Source organism: Leptolyngbya sp. FACHB-671, assembly GCF_014695745.1.
In the GTDB taxonomy this organism is placed as follows: domain Bacteria; phylum Cyanobacteriota; class Cyanobacteriia; order Elainellales; family Elainellaceae; genus JAAUTN01.
The window spans coordinates 110,125-134,012 of record NZ_JACJOV010000127.1 but is presented as its reverse complement, the minus strand read 5'-3'; the positions used below and the strand labels follow the sequence as shown (position 1 = coordinate 134,012).

Annotated in this window: 24 protein-coding genes and 3 pseudogenes; 10 read left to right on the top strand and 17 right to left on the bottom strand. The window is 49.6% G+C overall.

The window, feature by feature from the left end:
* Positions 1 to 6 precede the first annotated feature (6 nt).
* Positions 7 to 681, top strand: a complete 675-nt coding sequence (locus tag H6F93_RS17265) for an HAD family hydrolase (RefSeq protein ID WP_190683101.1) — start codon at positions 7 to 9, stop codon at positions 679 to 681.
* Positions 682 to 691: 10 nt separating this feature from the next.
* Complete coding sequence (locus H6F93_RS17260) at positions 692 to 1,042, top strand: DUF952 domain-containing protein (RefSeq protein WP_190642194.1); 351 nt, start codon at positions 692 to 694, stop codon at positions 1,040 to 1,042.
* 38 nt (positions 1,043 to 1,080) lie between these two features.
* On the opposite strand, the gene H6F93_RS17255 is transcribed toward H6F93_RS17260, so the two are convergent.
* Positions 1,081 to 1,536 (bottom strand): DMT family transporter, encoded by a 456-nt coding sequence (locus tag H6F93_RS17255; protein ID WP_190683098.1) that lies wholly within the window; start codon positions 1,534 to 1,536, stop codon positions 1,081 to 1,083.
* Positions 1,537 to 1,648: 112 nt separating this feature from the next.
* On the opposite strand from H6F93_RS17255, the gene H6F93_RS17250 reads away from it, so the two are divergent.
* Positions 1,649 to 2,140, top strand: a complete 492-nt coding sequence (locus tag H6F93_RS17250; RefSeq protein WP_190683091.1) for a MarR family winged helix-turn-helix transcriptional regulator — start codon at positions 1,649 to 1,651, stop codon at positions 2,138 to 2,140.
* A gap of 69 nt (positions 2,141 to 2,209) precedes the next feature.
* On the opposite strand, the gene H6F93_RS17245 is transcribed toward H6F93_RS17250, so the two are convergent.
* Positions 2,210 to 3,508 (bottom strand): M16 family metallopeptidase, encoded by a 1,299-nt coding sequence (locus H6F93_RS17245; RefSeq protein ID WP_190683088.1) that lies wholly within the window; start codon positions 3,506 to 3,508, stop codon positions 2,210 to 2,212.
* Between the two features lie 451 nt (positions 3,509 to 3,959).
* On the opposite strand from H6F93_RS17245, the gene H6F93_RS17240 reads away from it, so the two are divergent.
* Positions 3,960 to 4,193: a hypothetical protein gene (locus tag H6F93_RS17240; RefSeq protein WP_190683085.1), complete on the top strand. Its 234-nt coding sequence runs from the start codon at positions 3,960 to 3,962 to the stop codon at positions 4,191 to 4,193.
* Positions 4,194 to 4,600: 407 nt separating this feature from the next.
* On the opposite strand, the gene H6F93_RS17235 is transcribed toward H6F93_RS17240, so the two are convergent.
* From H6F93_RS17235 to H6F93_RS17215, 5 genes are all read right to left on the bottom strand, one after another.
* Positions 4,601 to 5,404 (bottom strand): DUF4340 domain-containing protein, encoded by an 804-nt coding sequence (locus H6F93_RS17235; protein ID WP_190683082.1) that lies wholly within the window; start codon positions 5,402 to 5,404, stop codon positions 4,601 to 4,603.
* 13 nt (positions 5,405 to 5,417) lie between these two features.
* The gene (locus H6F93_RS17230; protein WP_190683080.1) at positions 5,418 to 7,124 is read right to left on the bottom strand and encodes a GldG family protein; all 1,707 of its coding nucleotides are present in this window, start codon (positions 7,122 to 7,124) and stop codon (positions 5,418 to 5,420) included.
* Between the two features lie 177 nt (positions 7,125 to 7,301).
* The gene (locus tag H6F93_RS17225) at positions 7,302 to 8,099 is read right to left on the bottom strand and encodes an ABC transporter permease (RefSeq protein WP_190642187.1); all 798 of its coding nucleotides are present in this window, start codon (positions 8,097 to 8,099) and stop codon (positions 7,302 to 7,304) included.
* Positions 8,100 to 9,149, bottom strand: a complete 1,050-nt coding sequence (locus H6F93_RS17220) for an ABC transporter ATP-binding protein (RefSeq protein ID WP_190683077.1) — start codon at positions 9,147 to 9,149, stop codon at positions 8,100 to 8,102.
* A gap of 204 nt (positions 9,150 to 9,353) precedes the next feature.
* On the bottom strand, positions 9,354 to 11,417 hold the full coding sequence (locus tag H6F93_RS17215; RefSeq protein ID WP_190683074.1) for a S9 family peptidase: 2,064 nt from the start codon (positions 11,415 to 11,417) through the stop codon (positions 9,354 to 9,356).
* Positions 11,418 to 12,011: 594 nt separating this feature from the next.
* Here H6F93_RS17215 and H6F93_RS17210 point away from each other — a divergent pair.
* Positions 12,012 to 12,608, top strand: coding sequence for a hypothetical protein (locus H6F93_RS17210; RefSeq protein WP_190683071.1), 597 nt, complete (start codon positions 12,012 to 12,014; stop codon positions 12,606 to 12,608).
* Between the two features lie 68 nt (positions 12,609 to 12,676).
* Here the strand turns inward: H6F93_RS17210 and H6F93_RS35310 are convergent.
* The 7 genes and pseudogenes from H6F93_RS35310 to H6F93_RS17180 form a co-directional block, all read right to left on the bottom strand.
* Positions 12,677 to 12,868: pseudogene (locus H6F93_RS35310) on the bottom strand (ParE family toxin-like protein); the annotation flags it as partial.
* A 69-nt stretch (positions 12,869 to 12,937) separates the two neighbouring features.
* Entirely contained in the window at positions 12,938 to 13,168 is a 231-nt protein-coding gene (locus H6F93_RS17205) for a hypothetical protein (protein WP_190642183.1), read from the bottom strand.
* Between the two features lie 79 nt (positions 13,169 to 13,247).
* Positions 13,248 to 14,306: a WD40 domain-containing protein gene (locus tag H6F93_RS35305; RefSeq protein ID WP_190683068.1), complete on the bottom strand. Its 1,059-nt coding sequence runs from the start codon at positions 14,304 to 14,306 to the stop codon at positions 13,248 to 13,250.
* A complete protein-coding gene (locus H6F93_RS17195) occupies positions 14,294 to 15,262 on the bottom strand; it encodes a CobW family GTP-binding protein (protein WP_190683066.1) in 969 nt (322 codons plus the stop codon). The genes H6F93_RS35305 and H6F93_RS17195 overlap by 13 nt, the downstream gene beginning before the upstream one ends.
* Positions 15,263 to 15,305: 43 nt before the next feature.
* Entirely contained in the window at positions 15,306 to 15,812 is a 507-nt protein-coding gene (locus H6F93_RS17190) for a DinB family protein (RefSeq protein WP_190683063.1), read from the bottom strand.
* Entirely contained in the window at positions 15,809 to 17,779 is a 1,971-nt protein-coding gene (locus H6F93_RS17185) for a WD40 repeat domain-containing serine/threonine-protein kinase (protein ID WP_190683060.1), read from the bottom strand. Before H6F93_RS17185 ends, H6F93_RS17190 begins: the two co-directional genes overlap by 4 nt.
* A gap of 58 nt (positions 17,780 to 17,837) precedes the next feature.
* Positions 17,838 to 18,086 (bottom strand): Ycf34 family protein, encoded by a 249-nt coding sequence (locus H6F93_RS17180; RefSeq protein ID WP_190642178.1) that lies wholly within the window; start codon positions 18,084 to 18,086, stop codon positions 17,838 to 17,840.
* 173 nt (positions 18,087 to 18,259) lie between these two features.
* On the opposite strand from H6F93_RS17180, the gene H6F93_RS17175 reads away from it, so the two are divergent.
* Together H6F93_RS17175 and H6F93_RS17170 are read left to right on the top strand one after the other, a co-directional pair.
* Positions 18,260 to 19,627, top strand: a complete 1,368-nt coding sequence (locus tag H6F93_RS17175; RefSeq protein WP_190683057.1) for a CCA tRNA nucleotidyltransferase — start codon at positions 18,260 to 18,262, stop codon at positions 19,625 to 19,627.
* 205 nt (positions 19,628 to 19,832) lie between these two features.
* Positions 19,833 to 20,027 carry an Asl3888 family RNA-binding protein gene (locus H6F93_RS17170; protein ID WP_190642176.1) on the top strand — a complete coding sequence of 65 codons (195 nt, stop codon included), beginning with the start codon at positions 19,833 to 19,835 and terminating at the stop codon, positions 20,025 to 20,027.
* Between the two features lie 321 nt (positions 20,028 to 20,348).
* On the opposite strand, the gene H6F93_RS17165 is transcribed toward H6F93_RS17170, so the two are convergent.
* On the bottom strand, positions 20,349 to 21,407 hold the full coding sequence (locus tag H6F93_RS17165; RefSeq protein WP_190683054.1) for an NAD(P)/FAD-dependent oxidoreductase: 1,059 nt from the start codon (positions 21,405 to 21,407) through the stop codon (positions 20,349 to 20,351).
* 218 nt (positions 21,408 to 21,625) lie between these two features.
* On the opposite strand from H6F93_RS17165, the gene H6F93_RS17160 reads away from it, so the two are divergent.
* The 3 genes from H6F93_RS17160 (at position 21,626) to H6F93_RS17150 (ending at position 23,662) form a co-directional block, all read left to right on the top strand.
* Positions 21,626 to 22,471 (top strand): hypothetical protein, encoded by an 846-nt coding sequence (locus H6F93_RS17160; protein ID WP_190683051.1) that lies wholly within the window; start codon positions 21,626 to 21,628, stop codon positions 22,469 to 22,471.
* Between the two features lie 128 nt (positions 22,472 to 22,599).
* Positions 22,600 to 23,379, top strand: coding sequence for a J domain-containing protein (locus H6F93_RS35845; protein WP_524537962.1), 780 nt, complete (start codon positions 22,600 to 22,602; stop codon positions 23,377 to 23,379).
* Between the two features lie 10 nt (positions 23,380 to 23,389).
* Positions 23,390 to 23,662, top strand: a complete 273-nt coding sequence (locus H6F93_RS17150; RefSeq protein WP_190642173.1) for a DUF3143 domain-containing protein — start codon at positions 23,390 to 23,392, stop codon at positions 23,660 to 23,662.
* Positions 23,663 to 23,698: 36 nt separating this feature from the next.
* On the opposite strand, the pseudogene H6F93_RS35295 reads toward H6F93_RS17150, so the two are convergent.
* Together H6F93_RS35295 and H6F93_RS35290 are read right to left on the bottom strand one after the other, a co-directional pair.
* Positions 23,699 to 23,788: pseudogene (locus H6F93_RS35295) on the bottom strand (DUF4351 domain-containing protein); the annotation flags it as partial.
* A pseudogene (locus H6F93_RS35290) lies at positions 23,769 to 23,885 on the bottom strand (DUF4351 domain-containing protein); the annotation flags it as partial. The pseudogenes H6F93_RS35295 and H6F93_RS35290, both read right to left, overlap by 20 nt.
* Positions 23,886 to 23,888: the final 3 nt, after the last annotated feature.

The following is a 23,888-nucleotide window of genomic DNA, read 5'->3' as shown; positions in this document are numbered from 1 at the left end:
CAAACGATGATACTGTTTGACATAGACGACACATTGGTCAATCACAAGCAAGCTCAGATTCGTGCGGCTCGCTTGTTCCTCAGCCAATTCAACCATCTGCTGCCTCATTCAGAAGATGAGTTCTGTGCATTGTGGGATTCAGTTCTGCTAAAGTACTTTGGCGCTTTTACCAGAGGCGAAATCTCATTTTTAGAGCATCGCCGCCATCGTATTCGAGAACTTTTTGCAGAAGTTAATCCTATCCTTTCGGATTCTGAAGCCGATGCGCGTTTTGAGATTTATTTACGGAGTTATGAGGATAGCTGGACATTGTTTGATGATGTTTTGCCTTGCCTTTCCGCTTTATCGGGTCACAGGTTGGGCATCATCTCAAACGGAAATACAGACCAACAGAAATTGAAACTGCATCGTTTGGAATTAGAAAGTAGGTTCGAGGTCGTCGTTATTTCGGAAGAGGTTGGAGTTGCCAAACCCAATCCGCAAATCTTTCTAGAAGCGTACCGCAGAGCATCGCTCAAACCACAAGGTTGTGTTTACGTGGGCGATAACTTGGAAGTTGATGTTTTGGGAAGCCAATCTGTTGGCATGAGGTCCATATGGCTGAACCGAACGGGAACATCGAGTACTCAAGTCAATGTGGTGGAGATAAACAGTCTGTTAAAGTTACCAACAGCGGTTTAACAAAAATCTAATGACGACGATTTACCACATCACTACAGAGCGCCGGTGGCACGATGCCAAAGGTCAAGGACAATACGAGGCTGAGTTCTTTCGGTCGGAAGGTTTTATTCACTGTTCCGATGCTAACCAGGTGGTTCGAGTCGCTAACCATCTCTTCAGAAACATGCGAGGTCTGATCCTTCTGCACATCGAGACTGAACTGCTACACCCCCGTCTCGTTTACGAAAACCTAGAAGGAGGAAGCGAGCTTTTCCCTCATGTCTACGGTCCTATTAATCTGGATGCGATCGCTCGTACTTCTTCGTTTGAACCAGGACTCGACGGAACCTTTGATCATCATGTGGGCATTGAGTCCGCTTAATTCAATAATCGGGCTCATGCTTTTGCCAAATGGTTGAATTAACGTCTTACGTAGGCAACCAGGGAAACACCCAGAACTACTAATACAACACCTGCAATGCGAGTTGGGCTTGCAGCATATCGAGTCAACCCGATCGCACCATAGTGATCTAAGAAAAGTGCTGCAATCATTTGACCGGCGATCGTGAGTGCAAGGGCAAGAGCGGCTCCAATTTTAGGCGTTGCGAAAATCGTTGACCACACATAAAACGTGCCTAAACATCCACCAATCCACATCCACCAGGAAGTCTGAGTCAGAGCAGCAGCAGCAGGAAGGGGATATCGTGCAACGAAACAGATCGCAAGTGATGCTAAAGCACCTGCAAGATAAGAAATAAACGTAACCTGCATCGGTTCACCTACATAGCGCCGCAGTAGGGTATTTAAGGCAACTTGAACTGGAAGAACTGCCCCACCTGCTAGAGCAGCTAAAAGATAAATTGTCCGTTCATTCATGGGTGAAAGTCCTTGTTTATCTCGAAGGCAAGATACTTGATGCCAAGATTGTAGCAAAATATCTTGATGTTAAGATAGTTGATGTCGAGAATTCAGTTGAGTAAGCAGCAGAATGAAGTGCGATCCAGTCGATGCGATTTTGGCTCAATGGCAGAAAGAACGTCCTGATTTGGACGTATCCCCTATGGGCATCATCGGCAGAATGGAGCGGCTCTCGAAATACTTAGATCGAGGAATTCAAGAGACGTTTTCAGAGTTTGGCTTACACTCTGGAGAATTCGATGTGCTGGCAACCTTGCGGCGTTCTGGTCAGCCATATCAGCTTTCACCGACGGAGCTATTCAACACTCTAATGGTTTCGTCAGGGACGATGACCCATCGGATTGACCGCCTGGAACAGGCTGATCTCGTGAAGCGTATTCCTGATCCGGGCGATCGCCGAGGAACGTTAATTCAGTTAACCCGCAAAGGGTTTGACCTGATTGAAAGAGCAGTTGAGGCTCACGTTGCAAATGAACATCGTCTCCTCAACGGGTTAAAGGAATCAGAACGAAAAGAACTCGCTCAATTGCTGCGTAAGCTGCTCATTTCGTTTGAGGAGTGATCAAAAAATGGGAGAAGGTTTTGCCCTCTCCCATTTTTTCTCTTAATGAAGCAGCTTGTTAAAACTGCATCAGGCAGGTTTGATCGTCATCACACCGTAAGCATCAGGTGAAAGGTACTGCTGTGCCGCAGTTTGCAACTCTGCTGCATTGATCACCTGAATGCGGGCGGGATAGTTGAATGCGGGGGTGAGGTCGCCTACAACAGACTGGTAGTAGCCGTAAAGTCCAGCGCGATCGCCTGGTGTCTCATTGGCAAAAACATATCGGTTAGCAACTAGGGTGCGGATTCTGGCAATCTCACTTTCGTTAATCGGCTCTGTCTGAACGGTGCGGATGTGTTGGGCGATCGCCTGCTCCACAGTCTCCAGATTTTCGACCGGAAGCTGAGCCGAGATGTAGAAAAGTCCCTGCTGCGTGTAGGTCATGTTGCTGACTGAGATGTTAGTGACTAACTTTCTTTCTTCGCGCAAATCTCGGAATAGGCGGGCTGTACGTCCCTGTCCTAAAACGGAAGCGAGAATATCTAACGCATAGGTTTCCTGGAGATTCACCGTACCGGGAACACGCCATACCATGACCAGACGCGCCTGTTGCAGGCTGCTATCAACATATTCCTGGCGCTGAATGGTGGAGAAAGCGGATTCGGGAGTTGTGTTAGGAAGCGTTGGAAGGTGGTCGCTTGCCAGCTCAGAGCGGGTTTCTGCTTTAGCAAAGCTCTCTGCAACTGTCTGAATCAGTTCCTCAACGGGTAAATTGCCGACCGCTACAGCTGTAATGGACTGCGGCTGATACCAGGTTGAGTGAAAATCGCGCATTTGCTGCGGGGTCAGTTGCTCAACCACAGCCGTAGGTCCCAATACGGGACGGCGATAAGGCAACCGCTCAAAGCCAAGATCCATCGAACGGTAGAAGGTGCGACGGCGCGGATTGTCATTGGCGCGGCGGATTTCTTCTAAAATGACAAACCTTTCTCGCTCAAACGCTTCATCAGGAATTGCCGCATTCATCACCACCTCAACCTGAAGGGGAGCCAATTCAGCAAAATCTTTGGGCGCAGTAGTGATGTAGTAGTGGGTGTAGTCTTGACTAGTAGCGGCATTGGTGACAGCGCCTCGTTGCTCAATCAAGCGTTCAAACTCACCGCTTTCCAGGTGAGCCGTTCCCTTAAAAATCATGTGTTCTAAGAAGTGAGCCATGCCGTTGATCGAGTCAGGCTCTACCGCTGAGCCAATCCCCAGCCACAGGCTAAGGTTGACTGCTTCGACGGGCATCCGCTCAGCAACAATGGTTAAACCATTGGGTAAGCGATGCAGGGTAGGGGCATTTAGCCGGGGAACAGCAGCAGACTGGAATAGGGCTTGGGTCATGAGGTTTTTCTAGCTTGACCGTTTCTTCATCTATCTTAATCGTCATTGCTAAAAGTCGGGGTTCCGCCTGGACAATTCACTATTCCTTTACAAGAAATTCCTGTCAAATGGCTACTTCAGACAGCCGCCCTGCCCTAATTTTCACCCTGTCAAAATGAGTGGAAGAATTAAAAGTGAGTTTACAGCTTTTATACTTCCATATCCTAAAGTTCCTCTGCTTGAAATCTGCTCTCCATTGTCTTTGCGCTCGGTCAGAGCAAAAGAACTTTTACCGCCTATAGCCGTTGGACAACTAGGGACGGTATTGTTTTGGTGAGTTCTATAGGTATTGCGATCGCCACCCAGGACATTAACGATGCGAAACTAGAGTAACCCGTTCGCTTACACGCTAATGCCTGCCCCTTCCCTAACTACGGCACCCTTGGAGGGACTGTAATGGTAATCTCGGTGGATGCGGTCGCCCCTCGCGCTAAGTTCAGCAGCGCCAGCATCAGGCAGTCCTGAACCAGCATTCACTACAAACTCTTGTGAGGTGACGATTCAACCGGAGGAGACAGTTCTAACCACTGGCAATCGCCAGTGTCAGCTACAGGCAGATATGGAAGCAGAGGCAAATATTATTGCTCGCCAGGAGAGCTTTTTGCAGTTCGCTCTAAGGAAAGCCAGACTAGTTACAAATCTATAACTTTGTCCTTGGTTATTTGTTTTTTGTCATTTGCAGTTAACTCTGTAGTCAACTTCTCACAAATGACAAATAGCCAATGACCCAGGAATAATGACCGAGGACTGCTAACTATCAGTCCTTTTTCTCGGTTTTTCTATCCTGCTCTTGCTGAGCTTCTATCTCTTTCAGGGCTTTGTAAATGCAGAGCTTAGATAGTTCTAGAGTGCTAACGCTATCAGGAATTTTTGTCATGGCGAAGGAGTAAATTCATCTCTTTCCGTAGAGTAACAAGGCCAGTAAATTTCTTTCCGTAGGTATATAAATCTGAAACAATTCTTCAAAAATCTCCTCATCAGGAGCTAAAAATGCTAAGCAGGGCGAACATATGTTCGCCCCTGCGCAAGTTCTACCCTTCCTCGGAAATCTGCTTAATTTCCTTCTGCGGGTTGTGTTGATTCAGCTGCAGGTGGACTAACTGCGGGGGCACTCGCCTCAGGTTCACTTGATTCAGGCGGATTTGCTGCAGGTGGATTTGCTGCGGGTGGACTCGCTTCAGGTTCCGCAGCACCCGATCCACTCGTATCAGGTGGCGCTGTGGAGGGTGAAGGTGAATTTGTAGGAGGTGGTTCGTCGGGCTGCGATCGCCATTCCTCTAATGGACGATTCACTGCATTCTCAAAGTCTGGAGAAACCTGTAAGACGCTGATTTCTGGCGTGTCGGCTGTTTGCTCTGAATTCCCTTCCTCAGTCGCTGGTTCAGGCTCGGAGTCAGCTTCTGGATCAGCCTGAGCGTAAATCGCACTGTTGTCAAAGTTGGCGCTACCCAAAATCAACTGGTGGGTTTCCTGGTTGTCTAGCACGACATTAATCGTTGCTGTCGGTTCATCCAGACCAAATTCTGCTGTATCGGTAGCAGGGACAGTGAGAATGATATCGCTCTCCCCAGTCGCTAATAAATTCAGCAAATAGGCAACAGAGGCATCACTCGCCAGACCAGATTCCGGCTGCTGCATTTGCCATTGCCCTGCATCATCTTTCTCAAAAGATAGGGTTCGTTCTGGCGTTTCTACCGTGAAGGACTGCACCTGGTCTTCTTCAAATTCAAAGATGCTACCGTCTCCCTCTTCTGTCGCTTCTGGGTCGGAGGAATTGCGGGTTTCGGTGAAATAAACAACTCCACCTAGAATAGTGGCGATCGCCACCAGTGCCAAAGTAGTCGGCTTAAACTTCATTTGCGCTAACTCCTTATCGCCGCCGTAGCCAAACTAAAATTGCTGCCCCAAAGCCCAACACAGGCAAAATCACCAGTGCGGTCAGGGCTGAGGTGATTTGCTGTCGAGGTGTCATGATGATGCGGCGATTGGTTGCCTCTTTGGGACGAATGGAAAGCACCTGAGTATCTTGCTGGCTCAGCCAGTTTACCGAGTTGAGAAACACATCGCCATTGAGCTGCTGCTCAAACAGTCCGTCTGTCGCAAAGCTAGAGTTGCCAATCACAACTAGTCTGGTTTCCGATGCGGTTTCATCGTCCTCCGCTTCAGTAGCTTCATCTGCGTCTGGAGATGCTGACGCTTCAGGTGAGGGAGATGGCGTAGGAGATGCTGATGCCTCAGGTGAAGGGGATGGCGTAGGAGACGCTGATGCTTCAGGTGAGGGAGATGGCGCAGGGCTGGGGCTCGCTTCTGCTTGTGGTGCTTCGTCGGGTACAGGACGGCTCAGCGCCACACCCAACGTCAGTGAACCTTGCGGCGGAAGATTGGGGTCAAAGTTTAGCTCACCACTTTCGGGAATAGGCTTTGCTTGGACGCGATCGCCCGTCAGCAGCAGCGGTGAGGCTTCTACTTCTGGGGTTTCAGTTACGCCAATCGGTCGAGCCAGCGGATAAAAGGAAATGCCATCGCCAAACTCTTCTGTAATTGGGTGAACACCGTATTGTGTGACGATGGTGACTGCTGCATTCACTCCGGCTGTCTGTCCGTTGGGGTCAATAATCAGGCGATCGTCTAGGCTGATGCCCCAGTCTTGCAGCAGTGCCCCTAAACCCGGATCGGTGTCGGGGTCGAGCATCAACAGGAGTCCGCTTTTGCGCTGAAGATAGTTTCGCAGGGCGGTGACTTCTGGTGGTAGCAGTGCTCGCTGGGGTCCAGCCAATACTAAAACCGTTGTGTCTTCAGGAATGTCTGGATTTTCAGCCAGGTTCAGCGGTTCGGCAACAAAGTTTTCATCCCCCAGACTGCCCAGAGCTTGAGAGAAGCTACCCTGCCCCGGCTCTAGCGCTCGCTCTCCATGTCCCTGAAGGAAATAAACCTTGGGTTGGCGATCGCTGGCGATTTGCCCAACTGCATTGGTAATTCTGCGTTCTGACAGTGGTTCTTGAGCAATCTGCTGAAGGAATGTCCGATTTTCGCCTCTTTCCAGATAGACCTCACCCGCCTGCTGTACCCCGAAATCTCGTGCTAGTCCCGGTCGTGCCTGAGGGTCAACATACTCAAAGCTAAACTGACTGCTCTGCCGCTGATAGTTTTCGAGCAGCCTGCGATCGTTTGGGTTTGGCGTAATGGCAAACACCCAAATTTTGACGGGCTGTTCCAGGTTTTGCAAAACTTCCTGGGTCTGGGGTGAGAGCGTAAATAGCTGATTTTCCGTCAGGTCAACCTGCTTGGAGTAGCGCACACCCAGGAAGTTAATCAGTCCCAAGATCACCAAAACCGCCAGGGTTGCAGCTAGGGCGTTGGTGCCAGCTTGAGTCGAACGACGATCCAAAAATCCTTTCAGGACAGCGGGTTCAGAAAACAGCCAAATCCCTGAAATGATAACTCCAGCCATAATCAAAGCTAGAGGTAAAGGACCCCAACTTCCAGCAACCACTCCGGCTGAAAGCCCCATGATGATTAATATTGGACCTAGCCAAAATAGATATTTAATGTACTTCCATTTAATGGCGGTTTTCATGGGAATGAAGGGGATTAGGAGTTAGGAATTGAGGATTAGGAGATAGGAGAATCCAGATTGAATTGATTGTCCAGCTAGGGGTAGGGGCGTAGCATTCGGGCGCTGACTTGTGGCTCTCCAGAGACTTTCTGCCGAATGCTACGCCCTTACGAGGACAATTTGTTATCTAAACAGTTTCTACGAGCGCTGGAACCGGAAGGTTTCAATCGACTGAGCAGTAAGAAAGATCCCTAGCAGAATATAGCTAGCAAACAGAATCAACCCACTGGTGTTGACAGTGCCCTGAATCAGGTCGGTATAGTGTTTCAGGAGAGAAAGATGTCCTAAGGCTTCTCCTGCCCAACCGCTGAGGCTTCCGGCGATCGACTCAACAATCCACAAAAACAAGATCAGCGTAAAAGTGAGAATTGCAGCCAAAATGGTGCTGTCAGTGAGCGAAGAGACAAACATGCCCAGGGATAACACTCCAGCTGCAAGTAGAATCAAACCTGCGTGACCCAACAGCATAACGGTAGGCTGAACGGGCGGGTCGGCAGCGCTAAGGGCGATCGACTCGTAGACCAGCAGCGGCAGCACCATTGTGATAAAGAAAGTCAGCACGCCCAGCAGTTTACCCAGTGCCACGGCCCAGTTTGTGATCGGGGAAGTAGCAAGCAATTCCAGGGTGCCGCGCTTGCGTTCTTCGGCATACAGCCCCATCGAGAGCATTGGCAGCAAAAACAGGGAGAGTGAACCTAGTACTCCTAAATAAGCATTGAGGAATTCATAGGCAACATCGACTGGTTCGGTTACACCCATCTGATCGCGAAGGGCAATTTGAGCAATTAACCCCTGAGGGCTAAGCATTAATATCGCAAAAAATATACCGCTGAGCAGCCAAAACACCCCTGCGATGATGTAGGCAAAGGGGGAAGCAAAATAGCTTTGCAGCTCTTTACGGTAGATCGCCAAAACGTTTCCTAAGATGACACGCATCTAAGCTGCTTCTCCTTCTGATGGATTTCCTGATGGCTGTGAGGAGCCTGTCACCTCTGATGGGTCTGATTCTGTGAGTTCTGGTTCTGGCAAACTTGCGTCTGGTGTTTTCTCTTCAGTAGTGAGTTCCAGGAACACATCTTCCAGGCTGACCTGAACCCGTTTCATTTCATAGAGCCCCAGCCCCGTCCCAACGATCGCCGCTGCAACATCTCGCCCCGGATCGGCTTCAGGTGTGGAAGTGATACGAATTTTGTAATGATTTTCGGGCAGCATTTCGGCGGCGATCGCTTCTACAGCCTGCACTCCGGGTAAGGTCTGCAACCGCTGCTGCACTGCCTCAAAATTACCTTCGACCTCTAGCTCATAGCCTGCACCACCCCTGAGTTGTGCAACTAGTTGGTCAGGGGTATTGGTCGCAACGACGCGCCCCTTATTGATGATGGCGACGCGGCTACAGGTCATACTGACCTCTGGCAAAATGTGGGTCGAGAGGATAATCGTGTGATCTCCTGCCAGACTTTTGATCAGATTGCGAACATCAATAATTTGGCGTGGGTCAAGCCCGACGGTCGGTTCATCCAAAATGATGGCGGGTGGATCGTGAACGATCGCCTGAGCAATTCCTACCCGTTGCCGAAAGCCCTTGGACAGTTTGCGAATTAAGACGTTGCGCTTTTCCTGGAGATTGCAGCGAGATAGGGCAGACTGGACTCGGTTGGAGCGATCGCCAGCCGCTACGCCCTTGAGCCGCGCCACAAAATACAAAAAACCCTCGACGGTCATGTCGGGGTAAAGCGGCGGCGTTTCTGGCAAATAGCCGATTCGCTTGCGGACTGCCATTGAGTCTTCATGCACATCAAACCCAGCAACCTTGGCTGTACCACCCGTCGCAGGCAAATATCCGGTCAAAATTCGCATGGTCGTGGTCTTTCCGGCTCCGTTGGGGCCAAGAAATCCCAAAATTTCCCCTGGCTCTACCGCAAACGTGACATCCTGGATCGCCGGGGTCGAGCCATAGACCTTACTCAAATGCTCAACTTCAATCATTTAACTTTTACTCCAGGGCGCTTTTCATTTCACCGACCCTAATCTAACCCGCTACAACTTAATCAAGTTGATTCAACATCATAGATTACCAGAATCAGTTGTAGCCAAAATGACAAAGATATTGCTGGGATATGAGGAGCTGATCAAGGTTGATTTTTTGCGTACTCAGCACACAAAAAATCAACCTTGATCAGCTCCTTTCTTCTAAACCATCCCCCATCGATCCAACAAAAACGCATACTCAAAAGCAATTTCCTTGAGTCGCTCGTAGCGTCCGGATGCACCACCATGACCTGCCCCCATGTTGGTCTTGAGCAGCAGGATATTTTTGTCGGTTTTGAGCGATCGCAACTTTGCCGTCCACTTAGCGGGTTCCCAGTACTGCACGCGGGAGTCATTTAAGCCAGCAGTAATTAGCAAATGCGGATAATCCTTTGCCTCGACGTTGTCATAAGGCGAATAGGATTTCATGTAGTCGTAGTAGGCTTTGTTGTTGGGGTTACCCCATTCTTCCCATTCCAACGCCGAGAGCGGCAGGGACGTATCCAAAATGGTGGTAACCACATCCACAAAGGGAACGTGAGCCACCACGATATTAAACAGTTCAGGGCGGGCGTTAATTACGGCTCCCATGAGTAAGCCGCCTGCACTGCCACCAGAGATAGCGAGGCGATCGCTCGATGTCCAACCTTCTGCAATTACGTGCTCGGCACAGGCAATGAAGTCGGTAAAAGTATTCTTCTTTTTCAAAAACTTGCCGTCTTCGTACCACTTGCGTCCCATTTCAGCACCGCCGCGAATGTGGGCGATCGCCATCACCACGCCCCGATCTAACAGCGATAGTCGGCTAGACGAAAACGACACCGGGTAGCTAAAGCCATAGGAGCCGTAGCCTGTCAGCAGGAATGGATTTGCGCCATTCTTCTCAATTCCTTTTTTGCAAACAATCGAGATCGGAACTTGAGTGCCATCCGCAGCAGTTGCAGTGATGCGTTCGCTCACATACTGAGTTTTGTCATAGCCACCCAAAACGGGAGTTTCCTTCTTTAGCTCCCGTTCTCGTGTTTCCATGTTGTAGTCATAGACCGAATTAGGAGTCACCAGAGAGGTGTAGCTAAATCGCAGAATTGTCGTGTTAAATTCTGGGTTGCCGCCAGGGGAAACGTCGTAGGTCGGCTCTGGGAATTCAATATCATGTTCATCACCTGTGGAAAGCTGACGAACGCGAATTGTCGGTAAGCCTGCCGCTTGCTCATAAATCACCAGATGATCCGCAAAGGCACTCACACCGGATATCATCACGTCTTCGCGATGGGGAATCACCGTCTGCCAATTTTCCTTGGCGGGTGCATCTACCGGAGCTTTCATTAGCTTGAAGTTGATTGCGTTGTCGTTAGTGACAATGTAAAAAGAGTCGTTGTGATGTTCAATGCCGTACTCCATCCCGGACGATCGCGGATGAATCAACCGAAACTCATCCGTCGGGTTGGCAGCTTCCAGGTAATGCACTTCTGAAGTAATTTTGCTCTCCAGATGCAGCAAAATGTAAGCTTCGCTGCGAGTCTTACCAACGCCTAGAAAGTACGAATCGTCGGCTTCGTGGTGGATCAGCGCATCCTCCGCCGTGTTGTTGCCCACCTCATGTCGAAACAGCTTAAACGGACGATTGGTCGCGTCTACTTGCGTATAAAATACGGTCTTGCTGTCATTCGCCCAGGCAAAAGCAGGCGAAGTTTCGGTAATGCCTTCTGGGAACAGCTGGCGAGTTTCCAGATCCATGAAAAATAGCGTGTAGCGTTCTGACCCGCTGGTATCGACGGAATAGGCTAGTAGCTGATGGTCAGGGCTAACCTGCAATAAACCAAGCTGAAAAAACTCATGCTCTGCAGCAAGTTGGTTTTGGTCGAGCAGCACTTCTTCGGGTGCGTCGAGGCTACCTCGTTTGCGGCAGTAAATCGAGTAAGCTTTGCCTTCTTCAGTGCGCGAATAGTAGTAGAAATCGCCTTTGCGATAGGGCACTGATAGGTCGGTTTCTTGAATTCGAGCCAGCATTTCCTGGTACAGCATGGTTTGCAGTTCTTCCGTGTGCTGCATCACGGATTGGGTGTAGGCATTTTCTGCTTCTAGGTAAGCAATTACTTTGGGATCTTGGCGATCGCGCATCCAAAAATAATCGTCATACCGTTGATCCCCATGCAGATCATGCACATAAGGCTGCTTTTCTGCTGCGGGAGGAAATGTTTTCTCTAAGGAAATTGCTCGATTCATGTTAGGTAGAAACCTCCTGTGCAGTTGCCGTAAATGAACTCTAATCGATTAGCTGTATGAATAGCCTGAATCGCTTCTTAAATTATGGCGATCTCAAGTTTGCCTTAATTGGAAAGGAATAGGAGTTGTGAGTTTTAGGAAAGAAGAGCGATTACCTCAAAAGGGGAACTGCTTCGCACCGCCAGACGCAAAAAAACAGCCTCGCCCTAACGGATCGAGGAGGCAAACAAATTCTATAGATGCAACACCCTGCCTGCCCTATCTGAGGAATAGTTAAAGTACTTTAAGAGTTGTAAAGACTGCTCCCATTCTTCAGTGTTTTCTTCCCGCAAAACTGCGAAGACCGTTTGAAAACTCTAACAATAATTTTACGGCTGTACGCCATTCGCTAGGCGAAGTTCAGGGTAATTTCTTGCCCAAAATAGAAATTGCATTGCATTTTTCCTGAACCGGCAGGTTTTGCCTGCTAGAGTAATCTGAGCATAGACTCTAAAATATTTAGCATCTGAATAACACGTACAGATTTCAAGAAATCTGTCGTGTAGCGGCTGCCGCAAGATTTACAGTTGAACGACCCTTTTCAAAGATTGAGTTATGAAAAGTAAGATTGCCCTCAGTCTAGTATCCCTTCCCAGTTTGACTGGGGCGATGCTGTCTTTGCTAGTAGTAACGAATTCGGCTCATGCAGGTGTACCTGTTGCTGCTGAGTCGGTTGAGCCTGTGACGTGCCGCCCCTCCCAACTGCAGCCTAATCAGTTTAGCTGCACACGGATAGCTCCAGCGCAACACGTTGCTAGCCTTGCGGCTCCTGTCAATATTCCGGTTGTTGGTCCAGCGCAAACTGGCGATTCGGTTCAGGCTGCGGCTCCAATCGCTCCAACGTTTACTAATGCCTCAGTTAGCGACGACTCCAGAGTTTACGAGAATCCAAATGCTGAGTATCCCATGCTGGCATTTAGCGAGGCAGAAAGCGATGCAGCCGTTGCTCTGTTCGGTTGTGACTGCCCCGCCTGCATGAACTCTCTGCGACAATTGCGAAACCTGGCTCCCGTCACAACCGATGGTCGCGATGCATGCTGGACAGTCGTTCAGCGTCAGTTTCGCCGCGATCCGGCGGAGGTGATCGAGGCACTCTCGGCTGCTGAAAGCAATCAGACGGACTTCTACTTTGAGCTAGAAGCGGTGAACTAGAGACAAGATAAGGACAGAAAGTCTGTTAGCCAGGAACTGGACAGGTTAAGGGGTTGAGCCAGCGGAAGCTACGAGAAGAAACGCTCATAGTTGTCATGGCTATCGATCCAGAACCAAGTCACGGTGTCACCTTCTAAGATTCCAAGTGCCCGATAGCTCCGCGTCACTCTGACAGACCAAATCCCTTCTTCGGCGTTAATGCATTTGAAATGCAAGGACGGATGAAAGGGATTTTCTGCCCACAATCGATACGCTTTCCTTGCACTTTGTCTTGTTTCATAACCTAGTTGCTGGTATCCACTCCAAAATGAGGGTAGAACTAGCGGACTTCATAGCTTGTCGTAGTTCATAGGGACTGCTTGTCCCTCAGCGATCGCTCGTTTGGCTTGCTGCGCCGCAGCAACAAGTTTTGGCTGTGTTCTCTGGAATATCTCATTCCATGCAATTTCATCTTGTAGGTCGTCGATGTACTCTCGTAGATGCTCTGCAACTTGCTCTTGTAGTTGAGTCGGCAACGACTCCAGCATTTTGACAACTGTAGTGACTGCTGTAGAAGACATAGTAATAGCTCTTATACAATGCTCTGTCCTTAAACTAGCACCTTGGACTAGAGGTAGTGAACTAACCAAATCCTTCTGCTTAGCCAAGTTGCGACCAGATCAGCAGTTCGCCGTTTTGTCCTCCGGCGGCTAGTTTTTGGCCGCTGGGCTGCCATGCCAGGCAAGAGAATCCTTGAGGTGCTCCTTCCAGGATTTGGACGACTTTTGAGGCTTGTTGCCATAACCCGATCCAACCGTCGTTAGCAGCAGATGCCAGTAGTGCGGTGCCCGGTTGAAAGGCGATCGCCTGCACCGTTCCCTCATGCAAATTCAGTACATTTGCGCCCCAGTCAACTGACTCATCGGGATGTTTTGCCCAGACGATTAGTCCTTCTTGACTGCTGGTCACCAACAGTGGTGCACCTGTTTTAGTTAACAGGTCTGACCAGGCAAGCTGCCGCACTTTACCCGGAAAGCCCTGCATCTGCCAGGGATAGGGATTGCCCCATTGCCAGACCAGCAATGTTCGATCCATGTTGCCAGATGCTAGATATTCTCCGTTAGGCGACCAAGCGATCGCCACGCTTGCGGCTATCAGTTCCCAGGTAGTTGGGTCGCTGTGCCAAGCTTCACGGTTCCAGGTCTTGACAGCTCGATGTCCTGCCGCTGCCAAAAATTCACCCTGGGGATGCCACACTAGATCCAAAACAGACGATGCCTCAAAGTTTAAGGTAGCCGTAACTTTGCCAGCTTCCACATCCCAAATTTGGACATCGCGTCCTAGACTGAACGCTAGCTCGTTGTGTTTAGGATTCCAGGCGAGGTGATCGATCCAAACCGGGGGGGGTTCAATCGTCGTGATTAATGTGAAATCTCCAGCTTCAATCTGCCAGATTTTGGCCCATCCCTCTTGCCCGCCTGTTGCTAAAAATTGACCGTCTGAAGAGAAACCCAGGCAGTTGAGCGATCGCCCATTGCCCGTTTGTATAGACCGGAGCGATCGCGTCTCAATATCTACGATTACAACCTCTCCAGCAGCAGAACTAGCGGCAAGAATTTGACCGTTGGGCGACCAGGCGATCGCTGTCACGTAGTCATTTAGATTGCCTTGCCAGAACGGTTCTACAAGCTGACGATTAGCTGCACCTACGTTAGACACGCCCGGAAATCCTCGCTCAGTTTGGTTTCGTCCAGGTTGCGACCGATGAAAACTAGTTCGTTTTTGCGAATTTCATCTGGCTTCCAGGGGCGATCGGGTCTGCCGTCAAAAATCATGTGTACGCCTTGAAATACAAACCGCTGGTCAGAACCCGCCAGATTCAAAATTCCCTTCATCCGAAAAATATTAGGACCCTGGGTTTGCAGCAATTGGCTGATCCAGGCTTGCAGCTTTTCGCCGTTAATTGCACCCGACTCAACCAGCGCGATCGAAGTAACCGTTTCGTCGTGCTCGTGGGCATCTTCATTGAGAAACTGCGGATCAATTTCTAGTGCCCGCTGAAGGTCAAATGCACCTACACCTAAGACGGAATCCATTTCAACCGAGCAGTTTTGGGTGTGATAGATTTTGGCGATCGCATTCATTCCCCGAATTCGCTGCTCCAACTCCTGCAGTTGGGCTGGCTCAACCAGATCAGTTTTGTTGAGCAAAATCACATCGGCAAAAGCAATTTGCTCCTGCGCTTCGCTGCTGTCCCAATGCTCCCAAATGTGCTTAGTGTCAACTACCGTCACAACAGCATCCAACTGCATCTGAGAATTGACATCTTCGTCTACAAAAAAGGTTTGGATCACGGGAGCGGGATCAGCTAATCCAGTCGTTTCAATCACTAGATGATCAAACTTGTCGCGTCGCCGCATTAAGTTGCCAATGATGCGAATCAGATCACCGCGTACTGTGCAGCAGATGCAGCCGTTGTTCATCTCAAAGATTTCTTCATCGGCATCGATCACTAGCTGGTTGTCAATGCCCACTTCGCCAAACTCATTCACGATCACTGCCACTTTTTTGCCGTGTTCGTGAGTCAGAATGCGGTTTAGCAGCGTTGTTTTTCCTGCTCCCAGGTATCCAGTCAACACGGTTACAGGAACGGCTTCGATGGAGGAGTTGACCATAGCTCAAACCTTTTTGTTAATCAAAAATGATAATTGTTGTCGCTCACTGCAAACTTAGTTCAGTCAACCAGGGTAAATCCGTTACGCCCGGATCGTGCCCTATTTGAGAGAGCAAAGTTGTGAGTTGACCGCGATGGTGCGTTTGATGGTTGAACAGGTGCGTTACCAGGGTCCAGGTCGGCAAAGTTCGGGTTCTGCCGTCTACGTTGCTGGTGTATTCAAAGGGTTGGGCAAGCCATTCGGCTGAAAGTGTTTTAGCCCATGCCAAAATTTCCTGGTCAACCTGCTCGCGTTCCTGGTGGAGTTGCTCAAAATCAGAATACAGTTCTCCTCCAATCCTTCGGGATGAAAAGGGTTTTCCGGTAAATCGCTTCATCCAGGTGCGATCGCCATCCAGCAAGTGATTTAACGTACCGTGAATTGACTTGAAGAAAGCACCCCGATCCTGCTTCCGCTCCTCATCAGGAATCTCCGCGCAAATCGCGTAGAGCTTCTGATTCATCCAGTGGTTATATTGGGACATGAGTTGGCAGTAGGACGGGTCGATCATTCAGCCTGCCTCCAAATCTTAATCGTCTCATCCGAACTGCCGCTGACCAAAAATTCTCCATCTGGGCTAAAGGCAAGAGCGTTAACTCCCCAAGCGTGGCGGAGAGTGGAAAGGCGATCGCCCGTTTCTGCATCCCACAGGTGAATCGTGCGGTCTTCACTGCCACTGGCAAAAAGCTGTCCATTGGGATGAAAGGTAAGGCAGTTGACTGAGTCGGTGTGGGCGGCAAGGGTGCGAAAGGGTTCTTCTGGATTTAAGTCCCAAATTTTGACATTGCGGTCGCTGCCGCCGCTGACCATCGTGCGCCAACCCGAGCAAATAGCGATCGCATTCACCCGATCGCTGTGTGCGAGTAAGGTATTGTTGAGCTGATCGTGCTGCAAATCCCACAGGCGAATTGTTTTGTCGTAGCTGCTGCTGACAAGAGTTTGTCCATCGGGACTGATCACGAGGGAGGTGATACGATCGCGATGTTTTTCGAGCGTGGTGATGAGTTCCTGGTCGGGCAGGTGCCATAGATGAATTTTGCCGTCTCCGCTGCCGCTTGCGAGAAACTGTCCGTCTGGCGTGAGGGCGATCGCTCCCACAATCCAGCTTGGACTGTCGAGAGTAACGCTAGCTCGTCTATCACGCAAATTCCACAAAATTAGGCTGCTGTCGTCGCTGCCGCTGATCAGGGTTTGTCCATCAAGGCTAAAGACTAGGCTGTTGATGCGGTCGGTGTGTCCGGTGCGAAACCAGAGCGATCGCCCGAGGGTTTGCTCTAGCTCTCCAGTAAACAAATTCCACAGCCGAATTGTTTTGTCGGTGCTGCTGCTAGCAAGGGTCTGCCCATCGGGACTGATGGCGATCGCCGTCACGCCCCCCGGAAACCCTAACAGCGTTTGCACGCATTGCCAGTTAGCAAACTGGCGATTGGTCGTTTGACTATTTTGAGTAGATTGTCTGCTGCGAGATTGCTTGCCAGGTTCACCTAATTCCTGCCCTAGCTCAATTGATAGCGGAGGACGTGCCCAGGCTAAAGACGATTCAGTTACTCTATTTGGAGCTTGCTTCACGGCAGCTATTGAGCGACCCATCTTCACAGCACCTAGCTTTGCGCTTAAATCTTGTAACACTTCTGTAGAGGTCTGATAGCGCTGACTGGTTGCCCGCTGCAACAATTTATCTAAAACCCTCTCCAACTCTGCACTGACAGGCTCTACCAAATACTGATGCCAGATCCAGTCATCTTCACTGACCGAATAAAGGTCAAACGGATGCATCGCTGTCAGCAAATGCACACAGGTAACGCCCAAACTATAAAGATCGCTGGCAAATTCTGCCCTACCGATCGCCTGCTCTGGCGCAACAAAGCCTGCACTGCCGATCACGGTTCCAGTTCGGCTCAGAGCGGTCCCGGTCGCGTACTTTGAAGCTCCGAAATCTACCAGGACAAGGCGATTGCCCGTTTTAGGACGAATGATATTCTCAGGCTTAATGTCGCGGTGAATCACCTGGTAGCTGTGAATAAAGCGCAGGACGGGCAGCAAATCATCTAGCAGTTCGCGAATTTCGGTTTCGCTAAATGGACCTTCCTCTGCCAGCACTTCAGCCAGATTTTGCCCGTCAATGAATTCTTGCACCAGGTATTGTCCGTCTGATTGCTCGAAATGCGCCAATAGCCTGGGAATTTGAGGGTATCGCCCTAATTCTGCCAGTCGCTCTGCTTCCTGACGAAAAAGCTCTGCCGCTTTCTGCAAATTCCTACCTGCGTTGGTCGGTAAAAACTGCTTAATCACACAGCAAGGCCGATTTGGAACTGACTCATCAATAGCCAGAAACGTTCTGCCAAAGCCACCTTGCCCAATTAGCTGAATTGCTCTGTAGCGTTCTGCTAGCCGCAACCTCGACCCACAAGTTTGACAGAAATTAGCACTATCAGGATTTTTAGGCTGCTGACAAACTGGGTTAAGGCAATAGCTCATACGCTTTGGAGACAGGCAGTAGTTCTATGGTAAGCCTGCCTTGGCGAATCGCTCCTGCTCAAGTTGGCACTAGTTCGCCTGGGCGTAGCCTTGCCCACTTGCCTGCTTCTTCCTTAAAACTGAGGCAACCTACAACATCCCATTCCATTTCAATCTCATCGCCGTGATTGCGAATGTTGACGTTGATGGTTGGTTCTGTTGCCTCGAATGTAGGAAATTCCGTCAGATGGGGTTGCTGATGCTGCCCTTCGACCGCATGGTAAGTTGTGCAGCGATCGACGTAGTGGCAGTTTACGCAAATACACATCTTAGTTTCCTCCGTGCAATCCGCGAGTGAGCGATATTTGATATTGCCTAGCGAAGCCAATCAGCATTAAACAAATACCTTTTTGAGAAGACTAAGCAATGTTTAGCCTCTTTTCTGCTACTCTAGCTCAAGTTTTGCCAAAGCCATCACCGACCATCGAGTGATGTTGCAAAATGAAAGACAAGCGCCCAAGTTATTTTTTTGCCTGGATTAGGCTGTTGAACTGTACAAATTTGCACTTAGATTGTGACCCACCGCAGGAATGTCCTGCTGCTGCGTCGGTTTTGTTTCCCCAGACCTGGCCCTTTGGACGAGAGTGGCTACCCAGGGCAACCTATTTAGTGGGGGGAAATGTTCGAGATGCCCTGCTCGGACGAAACGCCGAGTATTTAGATTTAGATTTTGTACTGCCAGAAAGGGCAGTCGAAACGGCACGAGCGATTGCCAATCACTACAAGGCTGGATTTGTCTTGCTTGATGCAGAACGCCAAATTGCGCGGGTTGTGTTCGAGATGGCGACGGTTGACTTTGCCCAGCAGGTCGGTCACAGCCTGGAAACTGACCTGCAACGGCGCGACTTTACAGTAAATGCGATCGCCTACCATCCGCACACTGAGGAACTGCTTGACCCGCTGCAAGGCTACGGTGACTTGCAGCAGCGACTCATTCGCATGATCGCTCCCGAAAATTTAAAGGAAGATCCACTGAGACTGCTGCGGGCTTACCGTCAGGCGGCTCAACTTGATTTTAAGCTGGAGCCAGAAACCCAAACGACGATTCAAAAGCTAGCAGGATTGCTAGAGGAAATTGCCGCAGAAAGAGTCCAGGCAGAACTGAGCTATCTGTTAAGCACACCTAAAGGGACGCCGTTTTTGAAGATGGCGTGGCAGGACGGGTTACTGCAATATTGGCTGCCTCATGCGACTGTAGAAGGGTTAACGCAAATTGAGAAAATTGATCAGGCGGCGATCGCCCTCAGCAATGCCTGTCCTTCTCTGGGTTTAGAGCTATTGGGTTGGGTCCGCGACCAGCAAAAATTTTCTGGCGCTGGACGGAGCTGGCTCAAGGTGGCAAAGCTGACTCGTCTAATTGGGACACTAGAAACTGCTGAACCAGAACTGTGGCGCTTAAAATACAGCCGCACGGAAGTCCAGGCAGTTTTGATGGCACTTAAATTTCTGCCCCAGATGCCATCTCTGGTTTTGCCCACGACATCTTTGCGAGAACAGTATTTTTTCTTTCAGCAAGTTGGAGCAATCTTTCCGGCGCTGGTGGTGTTAGCTGTTGCAATGGATATCTCAATCGAGGCGATCGCTCCTTTGATTGAGCGATTTCTTGATCCCCGTGATCCCGTTGCCCATCCCACTCCACTGCTCACGGGTCGCGATTTGATGTCCAAGTTGAAATTGCCTCCTGGGCCGCAAATTGGTCAACTTCTAGAAGCACTTCAAATTGCTCAAGCGGAAGGCAAAATTTCTACACCAGAAGAGGCATTGCAATTTGCCCAGGTGTTGGCCGATGCTGCTAAGCTTCAGCCCTAAACGCTCAAGCAAAATTATTAGTGTCCTGAGATTGTGTTAGAGTTAACTTCTTGCAAACCGTTTGGGGTGAAATCCCTCAGATAGTTGATCACTTTCTCGAAATCAGCCACCTGTTGGTATGGCTGATGATCTTGTGTGAGTTCCCTACTTCGGGAGGTTCAGCTAATGGTTTTACTATTTGTTCATTGCTCTAAAGAGGTCAAGAATGGCTAAGCGCCGTAACCAAAAGAAAGAAAAAGCGCTTCGTAATCAGGCATACGCTCGCAAATTCCGTAAGCGTACCAACACGGGTCGGTTTGGTAGAAGACGGTATGGTGGTGGCAACATGGCTCAAGATTCAGATGAGTCTGAGCAAGATTCCAGCCGAGACAACAGTGAAGGGGCTGCGGATAGTCTCTAGCGCTGTAGCAAAGTTTTTAGCAGATAGCTCCTGGATTAGAGTGCAGCAGTTTGCCCAAGTGCAACGTCCTTACTCTTTTTGGGCAACAAACTAAACTTTTCAAACCTCTTCTTAACAAAAGCCTAAATTTTTGGCAGAAGTTTACTTTCGCCAAAAATTTAGGCTTTTGTTTTGTTTACTACTGCCTGAATCGGGGTATGTACCTTCTCCTCTTTGCTTAAGTAATCTCCACTTGTATAAACCACAAATTCTTGTAGGAGCAGTTCGCGAACTGCCCGTACACTAAGGCTTACATCCGCAGATGCCTGCAAGCAGCCCACGCTATAAAAGCAGGTTGATGGGCGGCATGGATCGCTGCTCTAGCTGCTGGTTGATGGCGATCGCCGCCTCCCTACCCGAACGGAGGGCATTTTCAGTTTGCCTACCGCCACACCAATCACCACTGCATACGAGTGGTAACGGCGCATTGGTTTCCAAATATTGGTCAGCTAAAGGCTGACTGGCAAAAGCATAGCGCCACCGATGCACCTGCAAAGTTTCGGGCATATTCAGCCAGAGCAATCCCAGTTTGGCTGCTTGCTCCAGCAAATGCTGTCCTGCTGGCTGTAGGTCCGTGGTGTCTAGATAACGTTGAGCAAATTCAGGGCTGCTCTGCACGACTATGACGGGTTGGCGATCGCCAGGGCGTTTGCTGCTCTCTATGCTCAGCCAGGTCAAGTCTGAATCTTTGGGGAAAGTAATTGCTTCTGCAAGGTTTGCAAGGTCTTGCTGACGAACGGTAGGGTAGGTGGCGATCGCACTCAAGCAAGGCTCAAACTCAACCGAACGCAGCTTCTTTAAGAAATTAGTAGGTACTACTGAACTCAGGGGTTCGATCAACGCCAACGCCTGTGGTGCAGGGATCGCCACAACCAGGGCTTTGGCTCGAAAGTTAGGGATCGATTCACCCGCCGTCGGTTCTAGCTGAAGTTCCCACTGATCAGTAGCAGGAGCGATCGCTATGACCCGTTGCCCTCGCCAAATTTCTAAATCCGTCGCCAAAAACTTGGCTACAGACGTGATCCCCGCCGATGCTGCATATCGCAAGGAAGGGGATGTCGGATGTAAAGTCTCAGCTTCTAACTGATAAGGGGTTTTGAGCCAGGGATGTAGAATTTGGCGATCGCTCAAAATCTGGATCAACTGCTGCGACAGTTCACCTTGGTCTTCTAAATACCGGACTCCGTGATCAGCACAGGTGTCCTGCAATCGTCGTGTTGCAACCCGTCCACCCAAGCCACGCGATTTTTCGATGACGACAACCTGATATCCCACTTGCTGGAGCTGTCGGGCGCAAATTAACCCTGCCAGTCCTGCCCCAATTACCGCTATGTCAACCATGAGCAATCCTGTTATGCCTGCAATTCAGTAGAATATGGGACAAGCAGGAAAATTGCGGGAAGAATTTGAGCAGGAAAAGCTCTACTGACGCTTCACTTACAATTAGGCTGGCAAACAATTAGGCTTGCAATAGTTAGGTTCGCAATAGGACGTAGAAGTTGTAAGCCGCAAAGAATCTTCCAAACATCTAGGCTTCGCACAAAGGGGAGGAATTTAAGGTGGATGAACTGAGAGCAGGGTTAGAGTTGGCAACAGAAGAAGAACTGCAAGTCTTAACTGAAATTCTGTTTCGCCGCAAGTTTAATCCACTCGATTACGTTTACACACCTGATCCGCTAGATGTGCAAAGCTGCGATCGCCAGATTTGGTTGGATGCATTAGAAGACAGATTCCGCTTTCTAGCTGCCGATGGCATGACTGTTTTGCGAGGTCAGACCAATCAAGTTAACTATCGACAGGTGCTCATTCAAGTCTGCCGCTACCTCAAAATTCCTTACGGGGAAAACTTCTCCACGATGGATTTGGAGGCAGAACTGTTTCTAAACCTGCTCAACCGAGCTTGGAAAAAACTGCCTGCTGCTGAGCAAAGGGTTCTGAGTGGGAAGATTCAGCGATCGCTCTCTCAATCGCAGCTTGCCAAACAACTTCCGGCTCCGATGCAGCAAGACCCGCTGGGTCTGTTGCTAAAAGGTGGTGGAGCACTTGCTGTTAGTTCGGTGATTCGTCCCTGGCTACTCCAGCATGTCGCTCGTCAGTTCGCACTTCATGCTGCAACCTATCATGTGGCAAAGCAGGCAATCGTCAAGGGCGGCGCAACGGTAGCTGCTCAAATTCAAAGTCAGGCTGCACTTCAGACGGCTTATCGAGGCATGGCTTTAAGTGCCGCTCGATACGGAACTGTTCGCAGCATTTTTGCACTCTTGGGACCAGCCATGTGGGCCTGGTTTTTTGCTGACTTGGGCTGGCGGACGATCGCCACTAACTATGGTCGTGTGATTCCGGTTGTTTTCACCCTGGCGCAAATTCGCCTGACCCGAACTGAGTGTTTTGAAATCGTGTTCTAAAGGTAGGGTTTAGAGCTTAAAAATTTTTGTTTAGGATATGCGTCCTACCGTTTCTAAGCAAACTGCTGAACCCAGTTAAAATAGTCGAGACCAGTAAGCGTATTGCAACGAGCAGCAGAGGGTTTTGTGTGACTCGCAGTGGAGCAACCCCAAACTCTAATAACCAGGAAACCCCAGAGCAAAGGCTGGCTAATAGCTACTATGGGTTGCTGGGGCTGCCTCCCTCAGCATCTGCTCAGCAAATTCGTCGGGCTTACCGCGAACTGAGTAAGCTTTATCATCCAGACACTACGACTCTGCCTGCGGCGGTGGCGATCGCCAAATTTCAGGAGTTGAACGAAGCCTATGCTACGCTAAGTAGCCCCGAACGGCGATTTGCTTACGATTTAAAAATTGGTTACTCTCGCGTATCCGTAATTCAATCCTCAACCGACCTCAGCCGTCCAGCTTCTCGGTCAAAAAGCTTTCGTTCCTCTGCGTATCTTGACCCTACTGATCGGCCCCTTTCCCCTGGTGAGGTGTTTGCTCTGTTTATCCTCGGTGTAACTTTTGTCTGCTGTCTAATTCTTGTTGTGACTATTGGTCTGACTCGGGGTGAGATAGCTTTTCGACCGTTTAGCCAAGCCCAGATTCAGCAGGAAATTTCTCATCCCATACCTCAACTAGAGCAAACTGTAGATTTGCCCCAGGACAATTCGTCAGATTCGTCTCCAGAAGCTCCATCCGTGGATGATGAATTGATTCAAATGCAGCCTGCGATCGAATCGAATGCTTCTGACTCGAATTCTGTAGAATCAGGAGAAACTCCTATCCTGACCCCCTTGAACCCAAATCAATCCACTTCTGTTGATTTGACTTCTACCTCAAACTTGGTTGATCCAAACTCTTTTGCAACTGCTCATGTATGACTCTGCTGCTATGACTCTTCCCTCGGCTGATACTCCCCTTTACAATCACCCTTTACCCGATATTGAACAATGGCTCATTTCTCAGGGATGCCATCAGGACAGTCTGGACATTCACTGTTGGCACATTGAACAGCTCAACTGGAAAGCAGAGCTTTGGCTGGATGTTGACTCCTTAAATGTACGCTACATCCGGGCGGGAGAAGATGGGCAAGACATTCAGCGCTCATTCAAGTACTCCCTCAGCCGCAGGGATTTGGATGAAGCAATTTTTACAGGTCCATGACCCCTCGAAACTGGATCTGTTGAAATAAATTGGCGCTCATCTAGAGTTTTGATTTGCTTCTAACCAAACTACCAAATTTGCTACATCTGCAAAATCTAAGAGTGCTTCACTCAAACTTTCTAGGCTGGTTAAGGGAAAGCAAGTGAATTTGCTGTCGAAGAGGAGAGGCGATCGCCCCGAACTTTCGAGGCAGTAAACGCAGAAGTAGTTCCCTCTCTCCTTCCTG